This window comes from Pseudomonas sp. NS1(2017) (genome assembly GCF_002269425.1).
GTDB lineage: Bacteria > Pseudomonadota > Gammaproteobacteria > Pseudomonadales > Pseudomonadaceae > Aquipseudomonas > Aquipseudomonas reactans.
On the sequence record NZ_CP022960.1, the window covers coordinates 5,767,633 to 5,790,444 of the forward strand.

General features: G+C 59.4%; 25 protein-coding genes and 4 tRNA genes. 11 read left to right on the plus strand and 18 right to left on the minus strand.

Annotated elements, in window-relative coordinates; genetic code table 11:
- Positions 1-6: 6 nt before the first annotated feature.
- Positions 7-963, minus strand: coding sequence for a sugar ABC transporter substrate-binding protein (locus tag CI807_RS26905; protein ID WP_016978157.1), 957 nt, complete (start codon positions 961-963; stop codon positions 7-9).
- A gap of 552 nt (positions 964-1,515) precedes the next feature.
- Here CI807_RS26905 and CI807_RS26910 point away from each other — a divergent pair.
- The 3 genes from CI807_RS26910 to CI807_RS26920 all read left to right on the plus strand — a co-directional run bounded on the left by CI807_RS26910 (position 1,516) and on the right by CI807_RS26920 (position 3,792).
- Positions 1,516-2,604 (plus strand): asparaginase, encoded by a 1,089-nt coding sequence (locus tag CI807_RS26910; protein WP_016978158.1) that lies wholly within the window; start codon positions 1,516-1,518, stop codon positions 2,602-2,604.
- A gap of 242 nt (positions 2,605-2,846) precedes the next feature.
- Positions 2,847-3,098 (plus strand): DUF1654 domain-containing protein, encoded by a 252-nt coding sequence (locus CI807_RS26915; RefSeq protein WP_016978159.1) that lies wholly within the window; start codon positions 2,847-2,849, stop codon positions 3,096-3,098.
- Positions 3,099-3,102: 4 nt separating this feature from the next.
- Positions 3,103-3,792, plus strand: a complete 690-nt coding sequence (locus CI807_RS26920) for an endonuclease (protein ID WP_016978160.1) — start codon at positions 3,103-3,105, stop codon at positions 3,790-3,792.
- Between the two features lie 30 nt (positions 3,793-3,822).
- Here CI807_RS26920 and CI807_RS26925 read toward each other — a convergent pair whose 3' ends face one another.
- Positions 3,823-4,188: an SPOR domain-containing protein gene (locus CI807_RS26925; RefSeq protein ID WP_177409646.1), complete on the minus strand. Its 366-nt coding sequence runs from the start codon at positions 4,186-4,188 to the stop codon at positions 3,823-3,825.
- 262 nt (positions 4,189-4,450) lie between these two features.
- Between CI807_RS26925 and csrA the strand changes: the two genes are divergently transcribed.
- Positions 4,451-4,645 (plus strand): carbon storage regulator CsrA, encoded by a 195-nt coding sequence (gene csrA / locus CI807_RS26930; protein WP_003192511.1) that lies wholly within the window; start codon positions 4,451-4,453, stop codon positions 4,643-4,645.
- 351 nt (positions 4,646-4,996) lie between these two features.
- A complete protein-coding gene (locus CI807_RS26935) occupies positions 4,997-5,290 on the plus strand; it encodes a hypothetical protein (RefSeq protein ID WP_095016933.1) in 294 nt (97 codons plus the stop codon).
- 18 nt (positions 5,291-5,308) lie between these two features.
- Here the strand turns inward: CI807_RS26935 and CI807_RS26940 are convergent, their stop codons facing one another.
- On the minus strand, positions 5,309-5,986 hold the full coding sequence (locus CI807_RS26940) for an HAD family hydrolase (protein WP_095016934.1): 678 nt from the start codon (positions 5,984-5,986) through the stop codon (positions 5,309-5,311).
- A 207-nt stretch (positions 5,987-6,193) separates the two neighbouring features.
- Between CI807_RS26940 and CI807_RS26945 the strand changes: the two genes are divergently transcribed.
- From CI807_RS26945 to CI807_RS26965, 5 genes are all read left to right on the plus strand, one after another.
- The gene (locus tag CI807_RS26945; RefSeq protein WP_095016935.1) at positions 6,194-6,964 is read left to right on the plus strand and encodes an alpha/beta fold hydrolase; all 771 of its coding nucleotides are present in this window, start codon (positions 6,194-6,196) and stop codon (positions 6,962-6,964) included.
- Positions 6,965-7,074: 110 nt separating this feature from the next.
- The gene (locus CI807_RS26950; RefSeq protein WP_038845623.1) at positions 7,075-7,320 is read left to right on the plus strand and encodes a DUF2790 domain-containing protein; all 246 of its coding nucleotides are present in this window, start codon (positions 7,075-7,077) and stop codon (positions 7,318-7,320) included.
- A gap of 42 nt (positions 7,321-7,362) precedes the next feature.
- Positions 7,363-8,034, plus strand: a complete 672-nt coding sequence (locus CI807_RS26955; RefSeq protein ID WP_016978166.1) for a heavy metal response regulator transcription factor — start codon at positions 7,363-7,365, stop codon at positions 8,032-8,034.
- Positions 8,031-9,431 carry a heavy metal sensor histidine kinase gene (locus CI807_RS26960; RefSeq protein WP_095016936.1) on the plus strand — a complete coding sequence of 467 codons (1,401 nt, stop codon included), beginning with the start codon at positions 8,031-8,033 and terminating at the stop codon, positions 9,429-9,431. The genes CI807_RS26955 and CI807_RS26960 overlap by 4 nt, the downstream gene beginning before the upstream one ends.
- A 123-nt stretch (positions 9,432-9,554) precedes the next feature.
- Positions 9,555-9,779 (plus strand): hypothetical protein, encoded by a 225-nt coding sequence (locus tag CI807_RS26965; RefSeq protein WP_016978168.1) that lies wholly within the window; start codon positions 9,555-9,557, stop codon positions 9,777-9,779.
- A 15-nt stretch (positions 9,780-9,794) separates the two neighbouring features.
- On the opposite strand, the gene pcp is transcribed toward CI807_RS26965, so the two are convergent.
- From pcp to CI807_RS26985, 4 genes are all read right to left on the minus strand, one after another.
- Complete coding sequence (gene pcp, locus CI807_RS26970) at positions 9,795-10,436, minus strand: pyroglutamyl-peptidase I (protein WP_095016937.1); 642 nt, start codon at positions 10,434-10,436, stop codon at positions 9,795-9,797.
- Positions 10,437-10,443: 7 nt separating this feature from the next.
- Positions 10,444-11,394, minus strand: a complete 951-nt coding sequence (locus tag CI807_RS26975) for a DUF979 domain-containing protein (protein WP_095016938.1) — start codon at positions 11,392-11,394, stop codon at positions 10,444-10,446.
- A complete protein-coding gene (locus tag CI807_RS26980; RefSeq protein ID WP_095016939.1) occupies positions 11,391-12,107 on the minus strand; it encodes a DUF969 domain-containing protein in 717 nt (238 codons plus the stop codon). Before CI807_RS26980 ends, CI807_RS26975 begins: the two co-directional genes overlap by 4 nt.
- 301 nt (positions 12,108-12,408) lie before the next feature.
- A tRNA-Val gene (locus tag CI807_RS26985) sits at positions 12,409-12,485 on the minus strand.
- 184 nt (positions 12,486-12,669) lie between these two features.
- Between CI807_RS26985 and CI807_RS26990 the strand changes: the two genes are divergently transcribed.
- A complete protein-coding gene (locus tag CI807_RS26990) occupies positions 12,670-13,953 on the plus strand; it encodes an FAD-binding oxidoreductase (protein ID WP_095016940.1) in 1,284 nt (427 codons plus the stop codon).
- 163 nt (positions 13,954-14,116) lie between these two features.
- Here CI807_RS26990 and CI807_RS26995 read toward each other — a convergent pair.
- The 11 genes from CI807_RS26995 to CI807_RS27045 all read right to left on the minus strand — a co-directional run bounded on the left by CI807_RS26995 (position 14,117) and on the right by CI807_RS27045 (position 22,761).
- Positions 14,117-14,193, minus strand: a tRNA-Asp gene (locus CI807_RS26995).
- Positions 14,194-14,297: 104 nt separating this feature from the next.
- Positions 14,298-14,374 (minus strand) — tRNA-Asp (locus tag CI807_RS27000).
- A gap of 55 nt (positions 14,375-14,429) precedes the next feature.
- Positions 14,430-14,505 (minus strand) — tRNA-Val (locus tag CI807_RS27005).
- Positions 14,506-14,612: 107 nt separating this feature from the next.
- Complete coding sequence (locus CI807_RS27010) at positions 14,613-15,377, minus strand: SDR family oxidoreductase (protein WP_020372640.1); 765 nt, start codon at positions 15,375-15,377, stop codon at positions 14,613-14,615.
- A gap of 11 nt (positions 15,378-15,388) precedes the next feature.
- Positions 15,389-16,600, minus strand: a complete 1,212-nt coding sequence (locus tag CI807_RS27015) for an O-succinylhomoserine sulfhydrylase (RefSeq protein WP_095016941.1) — start codon at positions 16,598-16,600, stop codon at positions 15,389-15,391.
- Positions 16,601-16,665: 65 nt separating this feature from the next.
- A complete protein-coding gene (purF, locus tag CI807_RS27020) occupies positions 16,666-18,171 on the minus strand; it encodes an amidophosphoribosyltransferase (protein WP_015884965.1) in 1,506 nt (501 codons plus the stop codon).
- Positions 18,172-18,212: 41 nt separating this feature from the next.
- Positions 18,213-18,770 (minus strand): CvpA family protein, encoded by a 558-nt coding sequence (locus CI807_RS27025; RefSeq protein ID WP_003192538.1) that lies wholly within the window; start codon positions 18,768-18,770, stop codon positions 18,213-18,215.
- A gap of 258 nt (positions 18,771-19,028) precedes the next feature.
- Positions 19,029-19,688 (minus strand): SPOR domain-containing protein, encoded by a 660-nt coding sequence (locus CI807_RS27030; RefSeq protein ID WP_028617113.1) that lies wholly within the window; start codon positions 19,686-19,688, stop codon positions 19,029-19,031.
- Entirely contained in the window at positions 19,672-20,979 is a 1,308-nt protein-coding gene (gene folC, locus CI807_RS27035; protein WP_095016942.1) for a bifunctional tetrahydrofolate synthase/dihydrofolate synthase, read from the minus strand. The genes CI807_RS27030 and folC overlap by 17 nt, the downstream gene beginning before the upstream one ends.
- Positions 20,976-21,896 carry an acetyl-CoA carboxylase, carboxyltransferase subunit beta gene (gene accD / locus CI807_RS27040; RefSeq protein WP_095016943.1) on the minus strand — a complete coding sequence of 307 codons (921 nt, stop codon included), beginning with the start codon at positions 21,894-21,896 and terminating at the stop codon, positions 20,976-20,978. Before accD ends, folC begins: the two co-directional genes overlap by 4 nt.
- 244 nt (positions 21,897-22,140) lie before the next feature.
- The gene (locus CI807_RS27045) at positions 22,141-22,761 is read right to left on the minus strand and encodes a phosphoribosylanthranilate isomerase (protein ID WP_095016944.1); all 621 of its coding nucleotides are present in this window, start codon (positions 22,759-22,761) and stop codon (positions 22,141-22,143) included.
- Positions 22,762-22,812: the final 51 nt, after the last annotated feature.

Here is a 22,812-nt window from a genome sequence, read left to right on the forward strand (position 1 = left end):
CCGGGATTACTTCTTGAGGACGAGTTCGACCGGGGTTTCGATCACGCCATCTTTGGCATCGACTTTCTCACCCTTGACCAGCTTGAGCGCGTTCTGGATACCGAACACAGCTTGCTGGGCAGCGGCCTGGTCAGCGGTGGCGAGTACGCGGCCGTCTTGCAGCATCGGCTTGATGGCTTCGATGTTGTCGTAGCCCACCACCAGCACCTTGCCGGCCTTGCCTGCCGCACGCACGGCGGAGACGGCGCCGAGGGCCATGTTGTCGTTACCGGCCAACAGCGCCTTGAGGTCCGGATATTCACTCAACATGGCGGAAGCGACCTTCTGACCCTGGTCGATTTCCCAGTTGCCGGATTGGGTAGAGACGATCTTCATGCCGGCAGCGTCCATCGCATCCTTGTAGCCTGCGGTACGCTGCTGGGCGTTGGTGGTCGTCGGCACGCCTTCGATGATGCCGACCTTGTCACCCGACGCCAGTTGCTTGGCCAGGTAGTCGCCCACCAGCTTGGAGCCTTTGCGGTTGTCCGGGCCTACGAATGGAATATCGAGGTTTTTGCTTTTGAGCACGTCCGGGTCCAGGCGGTTGTCGATGTTGACGACCTTGATACCCGCATCCGAAGCCTTCTTCAGCACGGTGACCAGCGCCTTGGAATCGGCGGGTGCGATCACGATGGCGTTGACCTTGGCAAGGATCATCTGGTTGACGATATCGATCTGCGCGCTGGTGTCGGTTTCGTTCTTGATCCCGTTGGTGATCATGTCGAAATCGGCGGCGTGTTCTTTCTGGTAAGTCTTGGCACCGTCTTGCATGGTGACAAAGAACTCGTTAGCGAGGGATTTCATGACCAGGCCAACCTTGGGTTTGGCGGCGTCATCAGCGAATGCAGAGGAGAGAGGCAGGGCAGCGGATGCGGCGGCAAGCACAGCGACAGCAAGAAGACGTCCAGCGAATGGCAGCTTCATGGGTTCACTCCGATCTTATGATTATTGTGAGCAACGCTTGCACCGAAGGGCACTTCGGCAGCCTTCCCACCCGGGTGGCTGATACGAGCTGTCACGATACTCCAGGAGCGTCCCGTGAAACATCTCGCAAACGTTTGCGTTATTCAAACTATGAGAACCTTGTCGAGATTTGTCAACGGTTGTAAACGGCCTTTCATCCACGCCTCCCTCACACCTGACAATCGATGCGTTTAAACATTGCACACTGCCGATCGTTCTCTAAAACGACAGGCTGGGGCGCATCATCCATGCAACCCCCAAAGCCTGGCGGTCAGCATTTTCGGACAACCGAACGCAATACAGTCCGATGTTCGGAAAGCCGGACGCCCACATGATCAACAAGTGCAAAGATTCATTATTAATTGTTATAAATCAATATCTTAAATTGTTTTATCGCCCACGCTGAGCCTGGTACAAATCCTGCTCTACTCCATCACCTCGTGGCATTCAGAATCGCCCGGGTGTTCTAGATGAACCTGCTACAGCACTCATCAAAAACCAGAGAGAAAAATAATGAAATCTGCACTGAAAAACTTTGTTCCGGGCGCGTTAGCCCTTCTGCTGCTGTTCCCCGTTGCCGCTCAGGCAAAGGAAGTTGAATCCAAGACCAAACTGTCCAACGTGGTGATCCTCGCCACCGGCGGCACCATTGCCGGCGCTGGCGCCAGCGCGGCCAACAGTGCCACCTACCAGGCGGCCAAGGTCGGCATCGAGCAATTGATCGCCGGTGTTCCTGAGCTTAGCCAGATCGCCAATGTACGCGGCGAACAAGTTATGCAAATTGCGTCCGAAAGCATCAACAATGAAAACCTGCTGCAACTGGGGCGCCGCGTTGCCGAACTGGCTGACAGCAAGGACGTGGACGGCATCGTGATCACCCACGGTACCGACACCCTGGAAGAAACTGCCTACTTCCTGAACCTGGTGGAAAAAACCGACAAGCCAATCGTGGTGGTCGGCTCCATGCGCCCAGGCACCGCCATGTCGGCAGACGGCATGCTCAACCTGTACAACGCCGTGGCCGTGGCCGGTAGCAAAGATGCACGCGGCAAAGGCGTGCTGGTCACCATGAACGACGAGATCCAGTCGGGTCGTGACGTCAGCAAGATGATCAACATCAAGACCGAAGCATTCAAGAGCCCATGGGGCCCGCTGGGCATGGTCGTTGAAGGCAAATCCTACTGGTTCCGCTTGCCTGCCAAGCGTCACACCATGGATTCGGAATTTGATATCAAGAACATCAAGAGCCTGCCTGACGTTGAAATCGCCTATGGCTATGGCAACGTGAGCGACACTGCGGTGAAGGCCCTGGCCCAAGCTGGCGCGAAAGCCATCATCCATGCCGGTACCGGTAATGGCTCGGTGTCTTCCAAAGTGGTCCCTGCCCTGCAGGAACTGCGCAAGCAAGGCGTTCAGATCATCCGTTCTTCCCACGTGAATGCCGGTGGTTTCGTTCTGCGTAATGCCGAACAACCTGACGACAAGTACGACTGGGTGGCCGCACATGACCTGAACCCACAAAAAGCCCGCATCCTCGCGATGGTCGCCCTGACCAAGACCCAGGACAGCAAAGAGCTGCAACGGATGTTCTGGGAATACTGATTCCTGCCGTCCTCTGTAGGAGCGAGCTTGCTCGCGAAGGTCGTTAACACTGACGCTGTCTGTCTGGATTGACCCATCGCCCTCAAGCTTCTCGCGAGCAAGCTTGCTCCTACAAACCCCTTCTACCGCCCTACACGAAATTGCCTGAATTGCTGTCAGACGGACTTCTTGAAGTTTAAGCAGTTGCGAAATCGCCTACAGTTAAATACTGTATGTGCGTACAGCTTACTAAGGAATACTCCGTGGCAAAGTCCTCTTCCGCAACGCCAACCCCGCCCGATGCCTATGAACGTCTGGCCATCCGCGTGCAAAAGATCATCAATTCGACCCATGCCCAGAAAGCCAAGGCAGCCTTGATCTTCCGTTTGCCGGAAGAGCCTGAGGATGAGTGGGCGCGTTTGCTGGAGGAAATCGCGGAGAACGATAACGTCACCCTCGCCTATAGGGACGACGGCGGTGTGCAGATTTTCTGGGTTGTACCGAAGGAAGATTGATTCAATGAGTGTCCGTTTTATCGCTGTGTGCTGCCTGTTTTTTACTTTCACCGCCCACGCTCAGGCCCCCCGAACGTTCAGCGAAGCCAAGAAAGTCGCCTGGAAGCTCTACGCCCCACAATCCACCGAGTTCTATTGCGGCTGCAAGTACACCGGCAACCGGGTGGATTTGAAAGCCTGCGGCTACATCCCACGCAAAAACGCCAACCGCGCCGCACGCATTGAGTGGGAGCATATCGTTCCGGCCTGGCAGATCGGCCATCAGCGCCAGTGCTGGCAAGACGGCGGGCGCAAGAACTGTACGCGCCACGACGACGTGTTCAAGCGCGCCGAAGCCGACTTGCACAACCTGGTGCCGAGCATCGGCGAGGTCAATGGGGACCGCAACAACTTCAGTTTTGGTTGGTTGCCGGTGCAAAGCGGGCAATACGGCTCTTGCCTGACCCAGGTGGACTTCAAGGCCAAGAAGGTCATGCCGCGCCCGTCCATCCGGGGCATGATTGCGCGCACATATTTCTACATGAGCAAGCAGTACGGCTTGCGCCTGTCAAAACAGGATCGCCAGCTGTACGAAGCCTGGAACAAGACCTACCCGGTACAGGCCTGGGAGCGGCAACGCAACCAGACCGTGGCGTGCGTGATGGGGCGCGGCAATGAGTTTGTCGGCCCGGTGAACCTGAAAGCCTGCGGTTGAATGTGGGCGGGGCGCCCGCCCACACGCCCCTTACTGGGCGGCGTTGTGCTCAATGATTTCTGACACAGTGTCGGTTTTCTTGGCGCGAGCCATTTTCTCGTTGAGCAGGGTCTGCTTGGCCTCGGCTTCCGCCCTGGTTGCGAAAGGCCCCAGCAGGACTTCGTCCTTGCCATCCGCTTTCACGATGTAAAAATTGAAACCGTGCTCCAGCAGCCAGGCCGTGAGGTCGGTGATCGCCTGCAACTTGTGGTCAGGCGGACCTACCCGCAGGTCCCATTCCTGGGCGGCAATCGCGCCGGTCTGCGGCTGGCTTTCGCTGACGGCTGGCTTAGGCTTGGGCGCATCAACGCTCTTGCCTTCACCGCAACCGGCCAATGCCAACACCGCAATTGCCATCGCTACTTTACGCACTGCCCTGCTCCTTCAAAGATAAAGAGGCGACTTTATCATTCACTGTCTATTCTGGCCGTCATAAACGTTGGCTTAAACAATGCGAATCATGTATCGCAGACCTGTATGATGCCGCCATGGGAATTAATGTCGCCTCTATGCGTCCTAAAAGAGGCAGTCACAGGGAAGCGCTTAGCAGTAAGCTACACACATCCGACACCTGCCCTGTCTGAAACATGTGTCCTTAAAAGTAATCAAGGAGAAGTCCATGCTTATACTCACCCGCAAAGTTGGTGAAAGCATAAACATCGGTGATGACATCACGATCACCATCCTGGGCGTAAGCGGCCAGCAAGTACGAATCGGCATCAACGCACCCAAGGATGTTGCCGTGCATCGCGAGGAAATCTACCAGCGCATCCAGGCTGGCCTGACTGCCCCGGACAAAAACCAGACGCCTTGACGCGCCCTCAGTAGCCAGCCTTTTCGTTCACGGTAATGGCTGGCGAAAACGTCTTCGGACTGCTCTGATCGTTGTTGCGTGATTGACGTCGCCAATGTGTTCATCTTCGTGGAAAGATGAAACTGTCTTCACGCGTGGAACTTGTCGTTTCATTCACGACCGAATTTCCTGACTGATACCCAGCCATCCGTGTGCACTCAGGAGCGCTGGACCTGGCGCTGCTGCTTGTAAGTTGTGCGGGCACGCGGACTGTTGATGCGGCGCCGCTCGCTATCAGATCGCCGGTATTTACAGCGCCACAACACGACCTATGCTTGGGCGTGCATGATCAGCAAAAGGCCCTGAAGCAAGATGGATACCCTGAGTAAATCCCAGATCGAATCCGCACTGGCAGCGCGGCTGCCCAGCTATCAGGTGACCTGCACATTGCACGCCGACGGCACCCTTTCGGCGGTGCTCAGCGGCCCGGACACCGACCACTTCGCAATTACCGGGATCGTGCGCGCGCATTATCACGGCGCCGAAGCCATCGCCCGACTGGCCAATGAAATCCTCAGGGAGATGGTGTTGTCACGCCAAGGCATGCGCAATGAGCGGATGCAGCCGCCCGATGCGGCCCGCCTGGAAGAAGGCCGAGACCGGTAGCGAGCTCGGCCTTTTTTATCAGTCCACCCCGCTCCGCAAGCACAGCAAACCGTCCGCGTCGCGCTGTACCTTTAACGGCTCATATCCGTCAATCGAGGGATGCGCGGTGACCATCGGCGTGTGATGCGTCGACGTCACGACCATCACATCCGCCCCTGCCGCCTCACCTGCATGAATGCCCACCGTCGCGTCTTCAAACACCAGGCAATCCTGCACAGGCACGCCCAGGCGTTGGGCCCCCAGCACGTAACAGTCGGGGTTTGGCTTGCCGACGGCAACGTCTTCGGCCGTGACCAACACCGCGGGCGGTGCAATACCCGCCGCCTGTAGACGACGTAATGCCAACGCCCTGGGGGCCGACGTAACCACCGCCCATTGATCGCCCGGCAAGCTATTCAGGAACCTGAGAGCACCGGGAATCGCGACAACGCCTTCCACATCACTGATCTCAGCCTCGGTAATCCACTGCGCCTCGACCTCGGGATCGACACCGGGCAACGCCTGGCGCCTGATGGTGTCGATCGCGCGGGCACCGTGGATGGTCTTCAAGAACGCCGGCACATCCAAACCATGGCGTTGCGCCCAGATGCTCCATACGCGCTCGGCGGCGGCAATGGAGTTGAGCAAGGTGCCATCCATATCAAACAGAAAGGCACGGTAACGGCGGTTGAATACGGCTGAACCTCGGTTGGACACTGCGTGGCTTCCTCTTGGGTTGTAACAAATGACGTGCCCGATGCAATCTACGGATCACCTCGCTGCTTGTAAACGCTAGGAACCTGGATTGCATTACAGGTTTGTAATCAAGCTGTAAGTCTTGCCGGCACCCTCACTTCATACATTGGAGTCGTCAGTCACCCACATCGGATGACGCCACTTCCTACTGATGAAAAGGGTCCACCCATGAAACCTGCAAGCAAACTCTGCCTGATCGCCGCCAGCCTGATGCTGCTGGGCACTGGCACCGCCATGGCCGGTACCGTCGCGCCGGTCAAAGCCAATAACGTGGTGCTGGTGCACGGTTCCTGGGCGGACGGTTCGAGCTGGTCCGAGGTGATTACCCGGCTCCAGGCCGCCGGGCTGCACGTCACTGCCGTGCAGAACCCACTGACCTCGGTGGCCGACGATGTCGCCGCCACCAACCGTGTGCTGGATCAACAAGACGGCCCGACCGTGTTGGTCGGCCATTCCTACGCAGGCACCGTAGTCAGCGACGCCGGGGTCAATCCGAAAGTCAGCTCCCTGGTCTACGTGGCCGCTCGGGCCCCAGATGCGAACGAAGACTTCGTCGCCCTCTCGGCCAAGTACCCGACCATGCCAGTGCGCGCCGGCGTCGAAGATCACGACGGCTACCTGACCTTGAGCCAGGACGCTTTCCTCAAGTACTTCGCCGCCGATGTGCCGCACGCCAAGGCCATGGCGCTGTACGCCGTGCAGCAACCCATCACCAAGACGCTGTTCAGCGGCCGCACCGTCAATGCCGCCTGGCACACCAAGCCGTCCTGGTACGCGGTGTCGGCGAACGACCAGACCATCAACCCGGACCTGGAGCGCTTCCTCGCCAAGCGCATGAATGCCACCACTGTCGAGCTGCCATCGAGCCACTTGTCACTGGTGTCCCACGCCAAGGAAATCACCGACCTGATCCTCGAAGCCTCGGGCCGCCAGCCCTGAACCTGCATTACAAACTTGTCATCATCCTGTTGGTTGGCTGTTGGGCGCCCCTGGTTACTGTGAAGTCACTGCCATGACCTGGCAGCCAACCCTTTAAGAGAGATACCACCATGAAACTGTTTATCCTCGGCTTTGCCGCTTTGCTCGCTACCGGTTCCGTGTTTGCCGCCGAACCCGTGATCCATGACAAAACCGGCTTTTTCGTCCACCTGGACGTCGCTAAAGTGCTGTCGAGCACCGATACCTACGGCCAATGTGGCATCGTCCCGGCACGCCTTAATTACCTCGACAGCCAGGGCCGCGAACATGTATTGGACTACCAGGTGCAAGGCATCGGTTGCGCCAGTGATAATTGATCGGGCTACACTTGCGCCACGCATTGAAACAGGGCACTTCCCATGAACATCCTCGTAGTCGAAGACGAACCCAAGGCCGGCAACTACTTGCTCAATGGCCTGCAGGAGCTGGGCTATTCCGTGAGTCTCGCCCGCGATGGCGTGGACGGCCTGCACCAGGCCCTGGAAACGCCGTTCGACGTGATCGTGCTGGATGTGATGATGCCGAAAATGGACGGCTGGGAAGTGCTACGCCGCCTGCGCAAGGAAGTCGACACACCGGTACTTTTTCTGACGGCTCGCGATGATATTGCCGACCGTATCAAAGGCCTTGAACTGGGCGCCGACGATTACCTGATCAAGCCGTTTTCCTTCGCCGAACTGGTGGCACGCTTGCGTACGCTGACCCGTCGCGGCCCGAGCCGGGACGAGGAACAGTTGCAGATCGCCGACCTGCAAATCGACGTACTGAAGCGCCGCGTTACCCGCGCCGGCACGCGCATTACCCTGACCAATAAAGAGTTCGCCCTGCTGCATCTGTTTGCAACCCACCAGGACCAGGTGCTGTCGCGCTCGCTGATCGCATCACGGGTATGGGACATGAACTTCGACAGCGACACCAACGTAGTAGACGTCGCCGTGCGCCGCCTGCGCTTGAAAATCGACGACCCGTTCCAGCTCAAGCTGATCCACAGCGTGCGCGGCATCGGCTACCGCTTCGATACCCAGCCATGAACCAACGTCGCCATTACTCACTGACCCTGCGCCTGGCGCTGATCTTTGCACTGCTCGCCTTCGCCTTGCTGACAACCCTGGGCGTGGCGCTGTACCGCGAGCTGGAGCGTGAGTTGATCAAGCGGGACGATGCGGCATTGATTTCCCGCGTCGACCAACTGCGCAACTTGCTCAATGACAGCAACACGGTCGACCTGATCAGAACCAAGCCGGAGCTGTTCCAGAACATGCTGGGCAACCGTGAATCGATACTTAGCATCGCCGCACCTGGGCAAACACCCTTGCTGACGGTCAATCCCGGTAATATCGACCTGCCTTCCGTTCCCCCGGTGCCCAAGAACCACGAGCTGACGTTTGCTGACGTGCACCACTTCCCCAGCATTAACGGTGTGCCGTTCGCGACCGTGGCCGCGTCCATCGACTCCGGCGACCTGGGCAGCCTGCAGGTCACCACGGGGCGCCTGATGACTGAGCGCACCGCCATGCTCGCCAGCTATCGCTTGAGCGTTTATATCCTGGCGAGCATCGCCGCAATCATTCTGGCGGTGGCCGGTTATCTACTGGTGCATCGTGGACTCGTACCGTTGCGCCGCCTGGCCCGGCACGCCCAAGGCATCGGCGTCGGCAATCTCGCCGAACGCCTCGACAGCCACGGCGCGCCAAAAGAACTGCTCCCGATGATTGACGCGTTCAACACCATGCTGGAGCGGCTGGCCAAGGGCTTTGTACAGCTGGGCCAGGTGTCCACCGACATGGCCCACGAACTGCGCACGCCCATCAACAACCTGCTGGGAGAAACCCAGGTCGCTCTGCAACAAAACCGCAGCATCGAGAGCTATCAGCAACTGCTGGCGTCCAATGTCGAAGAGCTTGAACGCCTGGCGCGGATGCTCGACAACATGCTGTTCCTGGCGCGCACCGACCCGGCCAGCGCCTTGCGCCAGCGTCAGGAACTCAATGCCGCAGATGAAGTGGAACGCATCGCCGACTACTTCGAAGGCTTGGCGGCGGATAGGGATATCAGCATTCGCGCTGAAGGTGACGGGGTGATCTGGGCGGAGCCGATGCTACTGCGCAGGGCCCTGGCGAACCTGTGTGCCAACGCCATCAAATATGGTGCGCCGAGCACCGAGTTGGTGATACGGGCGATTCCCGATGCCGGGGGCATTCACCTGAAGGTCAGCAACCGCGGTGAGACCATCGCTACCGAGCATCTGCCGCGACTGTTCGAACGCTTTTACCGGGTGGATGAATCAAGGGAACGGTCGGCGCAATCCAATGGGCTAGGCTTGTCCATTGTGGCGACCATCATGCAGTTGCACAACGGCCAATACAGCGTGAGCAGTGAGGCCGGGGTGACGTGTTTTGATTTGTTCTTTCCGAAGCGGGAGGAATGAGCAGCATGTACCCGGTGTTATTTTGCAAAGGTTTGCCTCTTACCATCGGACTTAGACCCAACTAATCTTGCTTCCGAAGCGGCTCAAGGCAGAGCCGGCAACAGCGCAAAGGGAGGTTCGGGAATGGAAATACGATTAGGTCTACTGGAAAAGGGGCTGGCTGAAATGAACGAGAAGCTGATCACCGTTTCGGGCAAGGCAGACGCCATGGATAAGCACTTCGCGTCCAAGGCAGACCTGGCAACCACTGAACTGAACCTCATCAAGTGGTACGTGGCAACCGCATTTGCAATGACTGGCCTGGCTTGCGCCATCACCTTCGGGCTCACCCGACTGTTTGCGCTGTGAGAAAAGCTGGGCCGGTCAACTGACCTGCCCACCCGCTTCCCTTACATCCGCCAGTGTTCGCCACGCCGTCAATACAGCCACGTGCAATCCCGCAACCGTCGTACCCAGCGCCATCGAAGGCCGCTGTGTACCCGCCACCTGCTCCGGCAGAAACGGTACGTGGATAAACCCACTGCGCACTCCCGACCCCGCAAGCGCATGCTGCAATAGATAAAACACCTGATTACACACAAATGTCCCCGCCGTCTGCGATACGGAGGCTGCGATCCCCACTTCACGCACAGCCTTGACTATCGCCTTGATCGGCAGCGTCGTGAAGTAGGCCGCCGGGCCATCAGCGATGACCGCCGTATCGACAGGCTGCTCGCCCAGGTTATCGGGAATGCGCGCATCATTGACATTGATCGCCACCCGTTCGATAGAGATATCGCTACGGCCCGGCCCCAGGCCAGTAGCGATCACCATCGCCGGGCGCAACTCTTCGACCAGCCCGATCAGGCACTCGCCAACAGAGGCAAATGCGCAAGGCAATTGACGCGCAACTATCTGCACATCGGGCTCCAACTGAACACCGTCCAGTTGGCGCACAGCCTCCCAGGACGGATTAACCAAGTCTTGATCAAAGGGTTCAAAACCCATCAGCAACACGGTTTGCATCTTGGCCTCACATCAACAGGTAGAGCAGCACAATATTGACCACCAACATCATCAATGCCGTGGGCAGTTGAGCCTTGATCACCGCGTTCTTGTCTGGCAGCTCCAGCAACGCTGCAGGCACAATATTAAAGTTGGCGGCCATCGGCGTCATCAGTGTGCCGCAGTAGCCGGAGAACATGCCAATCGCCGCCATTACGGCTGGATTCCCGCCGTAGATACCCACCAGCACCGGCACGCCGACACCGCCGGTCATCACTGGGAAAGCCGCGAAGCCGTTACCCATGATCACCGTGAACAGGGCCATGCCCAGCACATAAACCATCACCGCCACCAACTTGAAATCCAGGTTGATGTAGGTGGTGGTGACATGCGCAACGGCCGTACCGACCCCGGCTTCGTTAAACAGCAAGCCGAGCATCGCCAGCATTTGCGGAAGCACCATCGCCCAGCCGAGGGCTTCGGTGAGACGGCGGGATTCGCGCAAGGCTTGCACCGGTGTATCGCGGGTCAGCCAGCAAGCCAGGCCGAGTGCGATCAAGCAGCCGATACCGAGGGATACAAAGGTGGTGTTTTTCGGATCCAGCAGTGGCACGCCGCCAATCTCGGTGTGCTTGAGCAACACCGAGCCAATGACCGTGGTCAATGGAATGGCGAGCGCAGGAATGAACAGCTTGTGACCCAGCCGGCCCGCACTGGCGCGAGAGGCCTTGTCATGCAACTCGGCATGCTTGCCACGGCCAACGCCACCCATACCGGCAATCAATGCCATGACCACAATGCCGGCGCCGATGACCACCGACGGCAGGCGCTCGCCTATCAAGAACGGAATAGCGAACAACAACCAGAACAGCGCACTGGACCAACGCTTGGGATGGCTCCGGTCCATCAAAATCATGCCCGCAGTGATCAGCAGCAGAACGCCGGCAAGCCAGTACAAGTATTGAATGGAAATGATCATTGCACGGGCTCCACTGGCGTAGCGGCGGGCGTCATCTCACGGGTAAGCCTTCGATCAAACCGATGCAGACGGATCGCATGAATAATGAAAGCGCAGATCGCTGTAGGAATACCCCATACCGCAATATGCAGAGGCTCCACATCAATCCCCGAGCCGAGCAGGAAGGTGTGCATCAACGCGATTGCGCCGAAAGCGACAAAGATGTCTTCACCAAAAAACAGGCCGACGTTGTCAGTCGCGGCACACATGGCCAACACCTTGTGACGCAGCTTGTCCGGTAACTTGCCGTAGCGTTTTTCCGCCGCACCTTCGGCCATCGGCGCCAGCAGCGGGCGCACCATCTGCGGGTGTCCGCCAAGGCTGGTCAAGCCCATGGCAGCAGTGGATTCGCGTACAAACAGATAGATGATCAGCAAGCGCCCTACCGTGGCGCGCTCGAACCGCGCGATCCAGTTCTGCGCATGCAGGCGCAGTCCGTGACGCTCCAGCAGGCCAATGACCGCCAGAGGCAACAAGAGGATCAATTGCAAGGCGCGGGTCTGAAGGAAGCCATCGCCCATGGTGGCGAGGATTTTTTCCAGTGGGAAATGGGCGGCAAGCCCTGTGGCGATAGCGGCGGCGGTGACCACCAACAAAGGGTTGAAGCGCAAGACAAAGCCAACCACGATCACAAGTACGCCGATCAACGGCCATAAGTTCACAACAGTTTGCATGGCGTGAGGTCCTTAAGTGCGCGCTGCGGCGCCATTACAGCAGGATGTGAACAAAGGGTTCACAGCAAGAGGTGGCGTGCAGTCGGCTCGGTTTTTTATTGTTGACCCGAAAGGTCGAGCGTCAGTGGCGGCAACTTTGCTGCCTGGGGGCGGGAGGTGTCCAACAAGAAAAATTGTTGCTGCGAACCAATAATTTTTGTGGGTGGTGAGAGTTTTGCAAAAGTTTGCAAATCGCAGGCAACAAAAAAGGGCCCACCTTTCGGTGAGCCCTTCTAGACCGCCCAGCAGAGCGGATTTTGTTTGGTAGGCGCGATTGGACTCGAACCAACGACCCCCACCATGTCAAGGTGGTGCTCTAACCAACTGAGCTACGTGCCTGCTGTGAGGCGGCATTCTACGGAATTCCGGAGGGGTGTCAACATCTTTTTTGCAGCTAACCCTATGAATATGCGAATTTTTTATTTGCGCGGAGCACACCCGTGGATTTCGGGTGGCTGGCAGGCAATTTTCAACTCAGGTAGGATCGACGCACTCGTAAAAAATATAAAACAGAGGTTCCAGGATGGCGAACACCCCCTACCCCCAGTCGTATTACGCTGCGTCCGCGAATGCCGTTCCGCCTCGCCCGGTGCTGCAAGGTGAGGTCGAAACCGATGTGTGCGTGATTGGCGCTGGCTACACCGGCCTCTCCAGCGCACTGTTCCTGCTGGAGAACGGTTTTCGCGTGACGGTGCTGGAAGCCGCCAAGGTGGGGTTCGGCGCCTCGGGCCGCAACGGCGGGCAGATCGTCAACAGCTACAGCCGTGATATCGATGTGATCGAGCGCAGCGTCGGGCCCAAGCAGGCGCAACTCCTGGGACAGATGGCGTTTGAAGGCGGCAAGATCATTCGCGAGCGGGTGGCCAAGTATCAGATCCAGTGCGACCTGAAGGATGGCGGCGTATTCGCCGCACTCAACAGCAAACACATGGGCCACCTAGAGTCGCAGAAGCGCCTGTGGGAGCGCTACGGCCATACACAGCTGGAGCTGCTGGACGAGCGCCGCATCCGTGAAGTGGTGGCCTGTGACAACTATGTGGGTGGCTTGCTAGACATGAGCGGAGGCCACATCCATCCGCTCAACCTAGCACTCGGCGAAGCGGCGGCCGTGGAATCTCTGGGCGGCACGATCTACGAACAATCGGCAGCCGTACGAATCGAGCGCGGCGCCAACCCGGTGGTGCATACCGCCGAGGGCAAGGTCAGGGCCAAGTTCATTATCGTTGCAGGCAATGCCTACCTGGGCAATCTGGTGCCGGAGCTGGCAGCCAAGTCGATGCCCTGCGGCACGCAAGTGATCACTACCGCCCCGCTGGGTGACGAACTGGCAAAAACTCTGCTGCCGCAGGATTACTGCGTAGAAGACTGCAACTATCTGCTCGACTACTACCGCCTCACCCGCGATAAGCGCCTGATCTTCGGTGGTGGCGTGGTGTATGGCGCGCGCGACCCGGCGAACATCGAAGCGATCATCCGTCCAAAGATGCTCAAGGCCTTCCCGCAACTCAAGGACGTGAAGATCGATTACGCCTGGACCGGCAATTTCCTGCTGACTCTGTCGCGATTGCCGCAGGTGGGACGCCTGGGCGATAACATCTACTATTCACAGGGCTGCAGTGGCCATGGCGTGACGTACACGCACCTGGCTGGCAAGGTACTGGCGGAGGCACTCAGAGGCCAGGCAGAGCGTTTTGACGCGTTTGCCGACCTGCCGCACTACCCTTTCCCGGGCGGGCAACTGTTGCGTACGCCGTTTGCAGCGCTGGGCGCCTGGTATTACGGCCTACGCGACAAATTAGGATTCTGACTCGAAAGCTGTAGGAGCCCACATGCGGGCTCCTACAGATCGCGCGCATCAAATCGCAGACACAAAAAAACCCGGTCTTTCGACCAGGGTCTTTGCTATCGGATCAAAGTAGCCAGAGGCTTGCTTTGTGCTTCAAGGCGTTCAGTGGGCCTTGAGGCAGATATGGCGCAGCGGACGGGACTCGAACCCGCGACCCCCGGCGTGACAGGCCGGTATTCTAACCGACTGAACTACCGCTGCGTATCGCTTGACTGATTGAGTGAAACCCTCAACCGCCTTTAAACATCTGATCGATCAACCTGGGTTGTTCAATCTCAAGCCCGACGAATCAGACCTGGAAAATATGGCGCAGCGGACGGGACTCGAACCCGCGACCCCCGGCGTGACAGGCCGGTATTCTAACCGACTGAACTACCGCTGCGCGTCGGTGCAACCTTTAACGTTGCGTCTTGCCCTGGGGCAAAACTCTCAAGAAGTGGTGGGTGATGACGGGATCGAACCGCCGACCCTCTGCTTGTAAGGCAGATGCTCTCCCAGCTGAGCTAATCACCCTTTGCTTCGTTGAGGCCGCGAAATTTACGCAGGTATCGGACCTAAGTCAATAGCCTGCTTGAAGTTTTTCTGAAAAAGACAAAATTGCTTCAAGACGGCTACCCGCCCTACTCGCTGTAAATCATCTTCTTGCTCATGCCACCGTCCACGACAAACTCTTGCCCGGTGACAAAGCCCGCCTGGCGCGACAACAGCCACGCTACCATCGCCGCCACATCTTCTACGGTGCCTACCCTGCCCGCCGGATGCTGCGCATGATCAGCATCACTCAATGGCTCGGCCCGACGTGCAGCCGGATCACGCGCATCGATCCAGCCAGGACTGACCGCATTGACCCGCACTTCCGGCCCCAGGCTCATCGCCAAGGCATGCGTGAGGGCCAGCAGACCACCTTTGCTCGCCGCGTAGGCTTCGGTGTCCGGTTCCGACTGGCGGGCGCGGGTCGAGGCCAAATTGACGATGGCACCGCCATGGGCACGCAGGTAAGGCGCACAGTGCTTGGCCAACAACATCGGCCCACTGAGGTTCACCGCAAGCACCCGGTTCCAGTACGCCAGGTCGAGGCTTTCCAGGGTGATATTGCGCGGGTCAGCCACCGCCGCATTACAGACCAACGCGTCCAGGCGCCCGAACTGCCCCAATACCTCGGCAACACCTTGGGCCACTTGCTTCTCGTCGGCCACGTCCATGCTGATGAACCAGGCGTTTTCACCCAGCACCTTGGACACCTTGGAACCGCGCTCGCGGTCCAGGTCAGTCAACACCACTTGCCAGCCTTCGCTGATCAGCCATGCGGCAATCCCGAGACCAATGCCTCGCGCGGCACCTGTGACCAGCGCAACGCGCCCATTAGTGGCAGCCGCCGCTTCCATGGACCACTCGATCACAAGGCCGCCAGCCCGCGAGCCAAGTCAGCCTGCAAGTCAGCCACGTCTTCCAGGCCAACCGCAATGCGGATCAGGCTGTCACGGATACCCGCCGCTTCACGCTCCTGCGGCGCCAGGCGCCCGTGGGAAGTGGTACTCGGATGGGTAATGGTGGTCTTGCTATCACCCAGGTTGGCGGTGATGGAAATCAGGCGAGTCGCATCGATAAAGCGCCAGGCGCCCTCTTTGCCGCCCTTGACCTCAAAGCTCACCACAGCGCCGAAACCACGCTGCTGGCGCTGGGCCAATTCGTGTTGCGGGTGACTCTTGAGGCCGGCGTAGTGCACCTTCTCGATACCGTCCTGCTGCTCCAGCCACTCGGCCAAAGCCTGGGCGTTGGCACAGTGGGCCTTCATCCGCAGGTTAAGGGTCTCAAGACCCTTGAGGAAGATCCACGCGTTGAACGGGCTCAAGGTCGGGCCCGCCGTGCGCAGGAAGCCGACGACTTCCTTCATCTGCTCGCTGCGACCTGCAACCACACCGCCCATGCAACGGCCCTGGCCGTCGATGAACTTGGTCGCCGAGTGCACGACGATGTCCGCACCCAGCTTCAACGGCTGTTGCAGCGCCGGGGTGCAGAAGCAGTTGTCCACGACCAGCATCGCACCTTTGGCATGCGCCACTTCAGACAACGCAGCGATGTCCACCAACTCAGCCAACGGGTTGGACGGCGACTCGACGAACAACAACTTGGTGTTGGCCTTGATCGCCGCATCCCAGCCGAAAAGATCCGCCAAGGGCACGTAGTCAACTTCGATACCAAAGCGCTTGAAATACTTCTCGAACAGGCTGATGGTCGAACCAAACACACTGCGCGACACCAACACATGGTCGCCAGCACTGCACAGGCTCATCACCACCGCCAGGATCGCCGCCATACCAGTGGCCGTCGCTACCGCCTGCTCAGCACCTTCCAGTGCCGCAATACGCTCTTCGAACGCGCGCACCGTCGGGTTGGTATAACGCGAGTACACGTTACCCGGCACTTCGCCAGCAAAGCGCGCAGCGGCGTCGGCTGCGGTGCGGAACACATAGCTGGAAGTGAAGAACATCGGGTCACCGTGCTCACCTTCCGGGGTGCGGTGCTGGCCGGCGCGCACAGCCAGGGTATCGAAAGCTACGCCATCGAGGTCGCTGTCCAACCGACCGGCATCCCATTCCTGACTCATGCTGCGACTCCTTACTCAATTCTTTATTTAAGATACAAAACCGGCCCCTCAGGGCCGGTTGTCACTCAGTTGTTGTACAGGTCGATGATCGCGCTGACCGCCTGGGTCTTGATCTTCGACGAGTCGTTACGCGCCTGCTCGATCTTGTTCAGGTAAGCCTCATCGACATCACCAGTCACATACTTGCCGTCGAACACGGCGCAGTCGAACTGGTCGATCTTGATTTTGCCACCACCCACCGCCTCGATCAGGTCCGGCAGATCCTGGTAGATCAGCCAATCAGCGCCGATCAGGTCGGCCACGTCCTGGGTCGAACGGTTGTGAGCGATCAGTTCATGGGCGCTCGGCATGTCGATGCCGTAGACGTTCGGGTAACGCACGGCAGGCGCTGCGGAACAGAAGTACACATTCTTCGCACCGGCTTCGCGGGCCATCTGGATGATCTGCTTGCAGGTAGTACCGCGCACGATGGAGTCATCCACCAGCATCACGTTCTTGCCGCGGAACTCTAACTCGATGGCGTTGAGCTTCTGGCGCACCGACTTCTTGCGCGCAGCCTGGCCCGGCATGATGAAGGTACGGCCAATGTAGCGGTTCTTCACAAAGCCTTCGCGGAACTTGACGCCCAAGTGGTTGGCCAACTCCAGCGCAGCGGTGCGGCTGGTGTCCGGAATCGGGATCACCACGTCGATGTCGTGCTCTGGGCGCTCGCGCAGGATCTTCTCGGCCAGCTTCTCGCCCATGCGCAGACGCGCCTTGTACACCGAAACGCCGTCGATGATCGAATCCGGACGCGCCAGGTAGACGTGTTCGAAGATGCACGGGGTGAGTTTCGGCGCCACGGCGCACTGACGGGTGTGCAACTTGCCGTCTTCGGTGATGTACACCGCTTCGCCCGGCGCGAGGTCGCGAATCAGGGTGAAACCCAGCACGTCCAGGGACACGCTTTCGGAAGCGATCATGTATTCGACGCCTTCGTCGGTGTGACGTTGGCCGAACACGATCGGACGGATGCCATGCGGGTCACGGAAGCCGACGATGCCATAACCGGTGACCATGGCCACGACGGCATAGCCACCCACGCAACGGTTGTGCACGTCGGTGACGGCGGCGAACACGTCTTCTTCGGTCGGCTGCAGCTTGCCGCGCTGGGCCAGCTCGTGGGCGAACACGTTGAGCAGCACTTCCGAGTCGGAGCTGGTGTTGACGTGGCGCAGGTCAGATTCGTAAATCTCCTTGGCCAACTGTTCAACGTTGGTCAGGTTACCGTTATGCGCCAGGGTGATGCCGTAAGGCGAGTTGACGTAAAACGGTTGAGCTTCAGCCGACGTCGAGCTACCGGCGGTCGGGTAACGCACATGACCAATGCCCATGTGCCCGACCAGGCGCTGCATGTGACGCTGATGGAACACGTCACGCACCAGACCATTGTCCTTGCGCAGGAATAACCGGCCGTCGTGGCTGGTCACAATACCGGCAGCGTCCTGGCCGCGGTGCTGGAGGACGGTTAGCGCGTCATACAGCGCCTGATTGACGTTCGACTTACCGACGATACCGACGATGCCACACATGCGACGCAACCCCTACTTAATGAATCTTGACTGAACACAGCTTACTGAGGCGTTTTGGCCGGTAAGAGATGTTCCTTGAACGGAAGATCAGCGGGTACGCTGATTCCGCTGGCCAGCCACTGACTGCTCCACCCCAAAATGAGGTTCTTGGACCAATCTGCAACCAATAGAAATTTTGGCACGAGTACCGACTCCTGCCACCACGAATCCTGCTGTACCGGCCCCAGGCTCAACAGCCCGACCGCCACGACCACCAGCAACGCGCCACGCGCAGCACCGAAGGCCATGCCGAGAAATCGATCGGTCCCGGAGAGGCCGGTGACACGTATCAACTCGCCGATAAGATAATTGACCATTGCTCCCACCAGCAGCGTGGCGATGAACATGATGGCGCAGCCCGCGATGACGCGAGCCGAAGGTGTCTCGATGTATCCGGCCAGGTAGACCGACAATGAACCGCCGAACATCCAGGCTACGACTCCTGCGATGATCCAGGTCAGCAACGACAGTGCTTCTTTTACGAAGCCGCGGCTTAGACTGATCAAAGCGGAGATGGCGACGATTGCGACGATCGCCCAATCAACCCAGGTAAATGGCACAGTTCAGCCTACGGACAGATGAGGCGGCGCATTTTAGCAGAGCGTCGGGCTGTCGGTAAGCTGTGATTACGACTGCTTTGCAAATCAATAGTTTGGGATGAGCGAAGCCCATTTCAACCCCACCACAAAACCAATGCGGGAGGGGACTTGCTCGCGAATGCGGTGGACCAGCAACCAAAAAGTCAACTAATCCATCGCATTCGCGAGCAAGCCCGCTCCCACATTTAAACCGCATTACCAACCGGAGCTGGCAGTTATTCAGCCGCGCTCAGGCTGGAAACGAGTCACAAAACCCTTGAGGTTCTGCTGGCGATCCAGCAGGTCTCGCAGGCGATCCGCCTCGGCGCGCTCGATCAACGGTCCGATGAACACGCGGTTCTTGCCGTCGGCGCTGCGGATATAGGCGTTATAGCCCTGGCTGCGCAGCTTCTTCTGCAAAGCGTCAGCGCCTTCGCGGTTGCCCAGGCTGGCCACTTGAATCGACCAACTGATCGGCAGGCCATTCGGATCAATGCGACTCTGCCCCACATCCGGCTTGCCTGGCGCAGCCGGTTGCGGCGCTACCGGCTTCGGTGCGGGCGCAGGCGCGGCAGGCTTGGCCGCTACTGTCGGCGCAGGCGCCGGCTTGACCACCGGCACGCTCGGCTGAACCGGCATCGACGGGGCTTGCTGGGCCGCAACCTCAGCATCGCTCGGCACCGGTTCTTCTTCCGGCAAGGCCTGAGGCTCAGGCACCACCACCGGTTCAACCTGTACTTGCGGCACCGACGGCGCCTGCGGGGCAGCCGGCGCTTCGACGACCACTTGACGCTCTTCGTCCTGACGCGAGAACAGCATCGGCAGGAAAATCACCGCCAACGCCACCAGCACCAGGGCGCCGACCATTCGCTGCTTGTATGCGCTATCCAGTAATGCCATGTGCAGCTTCCTCCGTGGAGCGCCGGGCCAACCACTCGAGCGCCTCGGCAACACAATAAAATGACCCGAACAACAGAATCTCATCATCGGGGGTGGCAAGGGCGCACTGTGCTTCAAGGGCAGCGATCACGCTTGCATACGACGCCACCGGCGCACCAAGGTTCTGCAAGGCCACTTCCAGCTCGGCGGCAGGTCGGCTGCGCGAAGTATCCAGAGGGGCTACCGCCCAGGCCTCGACATTGCCCAGCAAGGGTGCAACCACACCGTCCAGATCCTTATCGGCCAGCAAGCCAAAGACTGCAAGGCGACGACCGACCGGCGGCGTACGCGACAGGCGTTGCGCCAGGTACTCGGCCGCATGGGGGTTATGCCCCACGTCCAGCAACAGGTTCAGGCGCTTGCCTTGCCATTGGAACTCACGACGGTCCAATCGTCCGACTACACGTGTCGCCAGCAAGGTGGCGGCAATCTGCTCAGCATTCCACGGCAGATCCAGCAGCAGATAGGCCTGCAACGCGAGCGCGGCGTTTTCCATTGGCAGGTTCAGCAGCGGCAGGTCGCGCAACGCTACAGCCTGGCCACGAGCATCATGCCCGTGCCATTGCCAGTGCTGCGCACCGATTTCCAGATTGAAGTCGCGACCGCGCAGGAAAAACGGGCAATCCAGCTCGCGCACCTTGTCGAGCAAGGTGTGCGGCGGATCCAGGTCACCGCACAACGCAGGCTTGCCCTGGCGGAAGATCCCGGCTTTTTCATAGGCCACGGATTCGCGCGTATTACCCAGGTAGTCGGCGTGGTCCACACCAATACTGGTGACCAACGCAAGGTCGGCATCCACCACATTGACCGTGTCCAGGCGCCCGCCCAGGCCGACCTCCAGCACCACCACATCGAGTTGCGCACGCTCGAACAGCCAGAACGCCGCCAGGGTGCCCATTTCGAAGTAGGTCAGGGAAATCTCGCCCCGGCCAGTATCGAGTGCAGCGAAGGCTTCGCAGAGTTGCTCATCAGTGGCTTCGACGCCATTGAGCTGCACCCGCTCGTTGTAACGCAGCAGGTGCGGGGAATTGTAGACGCCGACTTTCAGCCCTTGGGCCTGCAGCAGCGCCGCGACAAAGGCACAGGTAGAGCCCTTGCCGTTGGTGCCGGTCACCGTGATCACGCGCGGCGCCGGCCGGCCCAACCCGAGGCGGGCCGCTACCTGTTGCGAGCGCTCCAGACCCATGTCGATGGCGGACGGATGCAACTGCTCAAGGTAGGCGAGCCATTCGCCCAGGGTACGTTGGGTCATAGGTTTGCAGGCACCGGCGGCACGACAATCGGTTCAACTTTAGGCGCGACGTACACAGGGGTCGGCAGGCTCATCATTTGTGCCAGCAGGTTGCCCAGGCGTGGACGCAACTCACCGCGCGGGATGATCAGGTCGATCGCACCGTGCTCCAGCAGGAACTCGCTGCGCTGGAAGCCTTCCGGCAGTTTTTCACGTACGGTTTGCTCGATCACACGCGGGCCGGCAAAACCGATCAGGGCCTTTGGCTCGCCGACGATCACGTCACCCAGCATCGCCAGGCTGGCGGAAACGCCGCCGTAGACCGGGTCGGTCAGCACGGAGATGAACGGGATGCCTTCTTCGCGCAGACGCGCCAGCACCGCAGAGGTCTTGGCCATTTGCATCAGGGAGATCAGGGCTTCCTGCATGCGCGCACCACCGGAGGCGGCGAAGCAGATCATCGGGCAACGGTTTTCCAGGGCGTAGTTGGCGGCGCGAACGAAGCGCTCACCGACGATGGCACCCATGGAGCCGCCCATGAAGGAGAACTCGAACGCCGACACCACGACAGGCATGCCCAGCAGCTTGCCGCTGACGGAAATCAGCGCGTCCTTCTCGCCGGTCTGCTTCTGCGCGCCGACCAGACGGTCCTTGTACTTCTTGCTGTCGCGGAACTTGAGGCGGTCGACCGGCTCCAGGTCGGCACCCAGCTCGTTGCGGCCTTCGGCGTCCAGGAAGATGTCGATGCGGGCGCGGGCGCCGATACGCATGTGGTGGTTGCACTTGGGGCAAACGTCCAGGGTCTTTTCCAGCTCCGGGCGGTACAGCACCGCGTCACAGGATGGGCACTTGTGCCACAGACCTTCAGGAACCGAGCTTTTTTTCACCTCGGAACGCATGATCGAAGGGATCAGTTTGTCTACTAACCAGTTGCTCATGCTTTCTTTCTCCAGTACCGGTGGCTTGAACACAGCCCCGCGTATGCCCTTGAGCTAAATTCATATGTGGCGATGAGACATGCTGGACGGGGTCAGACGTTCGACCGGCCTATTCCCGCATGTATCCTCAGCCTTCCAGACAACCTGCCAGCGCAGGGTTGCCACTTCGTTTCCAGGCCACCCTCAGGCGGCACCGGGCTGTTTTACACAGTGGTAGTTATGGACGGCGGCAGACTGCCAGCCGTCACATCCCACGCACAGCTTGCATAAATGCGCGAATTTTGTCGTGATCCTTGATGCCCTTGCCCTGCTCCACACCGCCGCTGACATCCACGGCATAGGGGCGCACCTGCTCTATCGCCGCCCCGACATTCGCTGGGTTGAGCCCCCCGGCCAGGATGATCGGCTTGCTCAAGCCTTCGGGAATCAGCGACCAATCGAACGCTTCGCCGGTGCCACCGGGCACGCCTTCGACATAGGTGTCGAGCAGAATCCCGCGAGCGCCACCATAGGCGGCGCAGGCAGCCGCGATGTCATCCCCAGCCTTCACGCGCAACGCCTTGATGTACGGACGCTGGTAGCTTTCACACTCATCAGGACTTTCATCACCGTGAAACTGCAGCATATCCAGCTGCACGGCATCCAGGGTTTCGTTGAGTTCGCAGCGACTGGCGTTGACGAACAACCCCACGGTGGTCACGAACGGCGGCAAGGCGGCGATGATCGCCCGCGCCTGCACCACATTCACCGCCCGCGGGCTCTTGGCATAGAACACGAAACCGATGGCATCCGCCCCCGCCTCGACCGCCGCCAACGCGTCCTCTATGCGGGTAATCCCGCAAATCTTGCTGCGAACGGCTGACATGTCGTGGAAACCCCAAGGATTGGACCGAGAAAGTCCCGGATGGTAACAAAA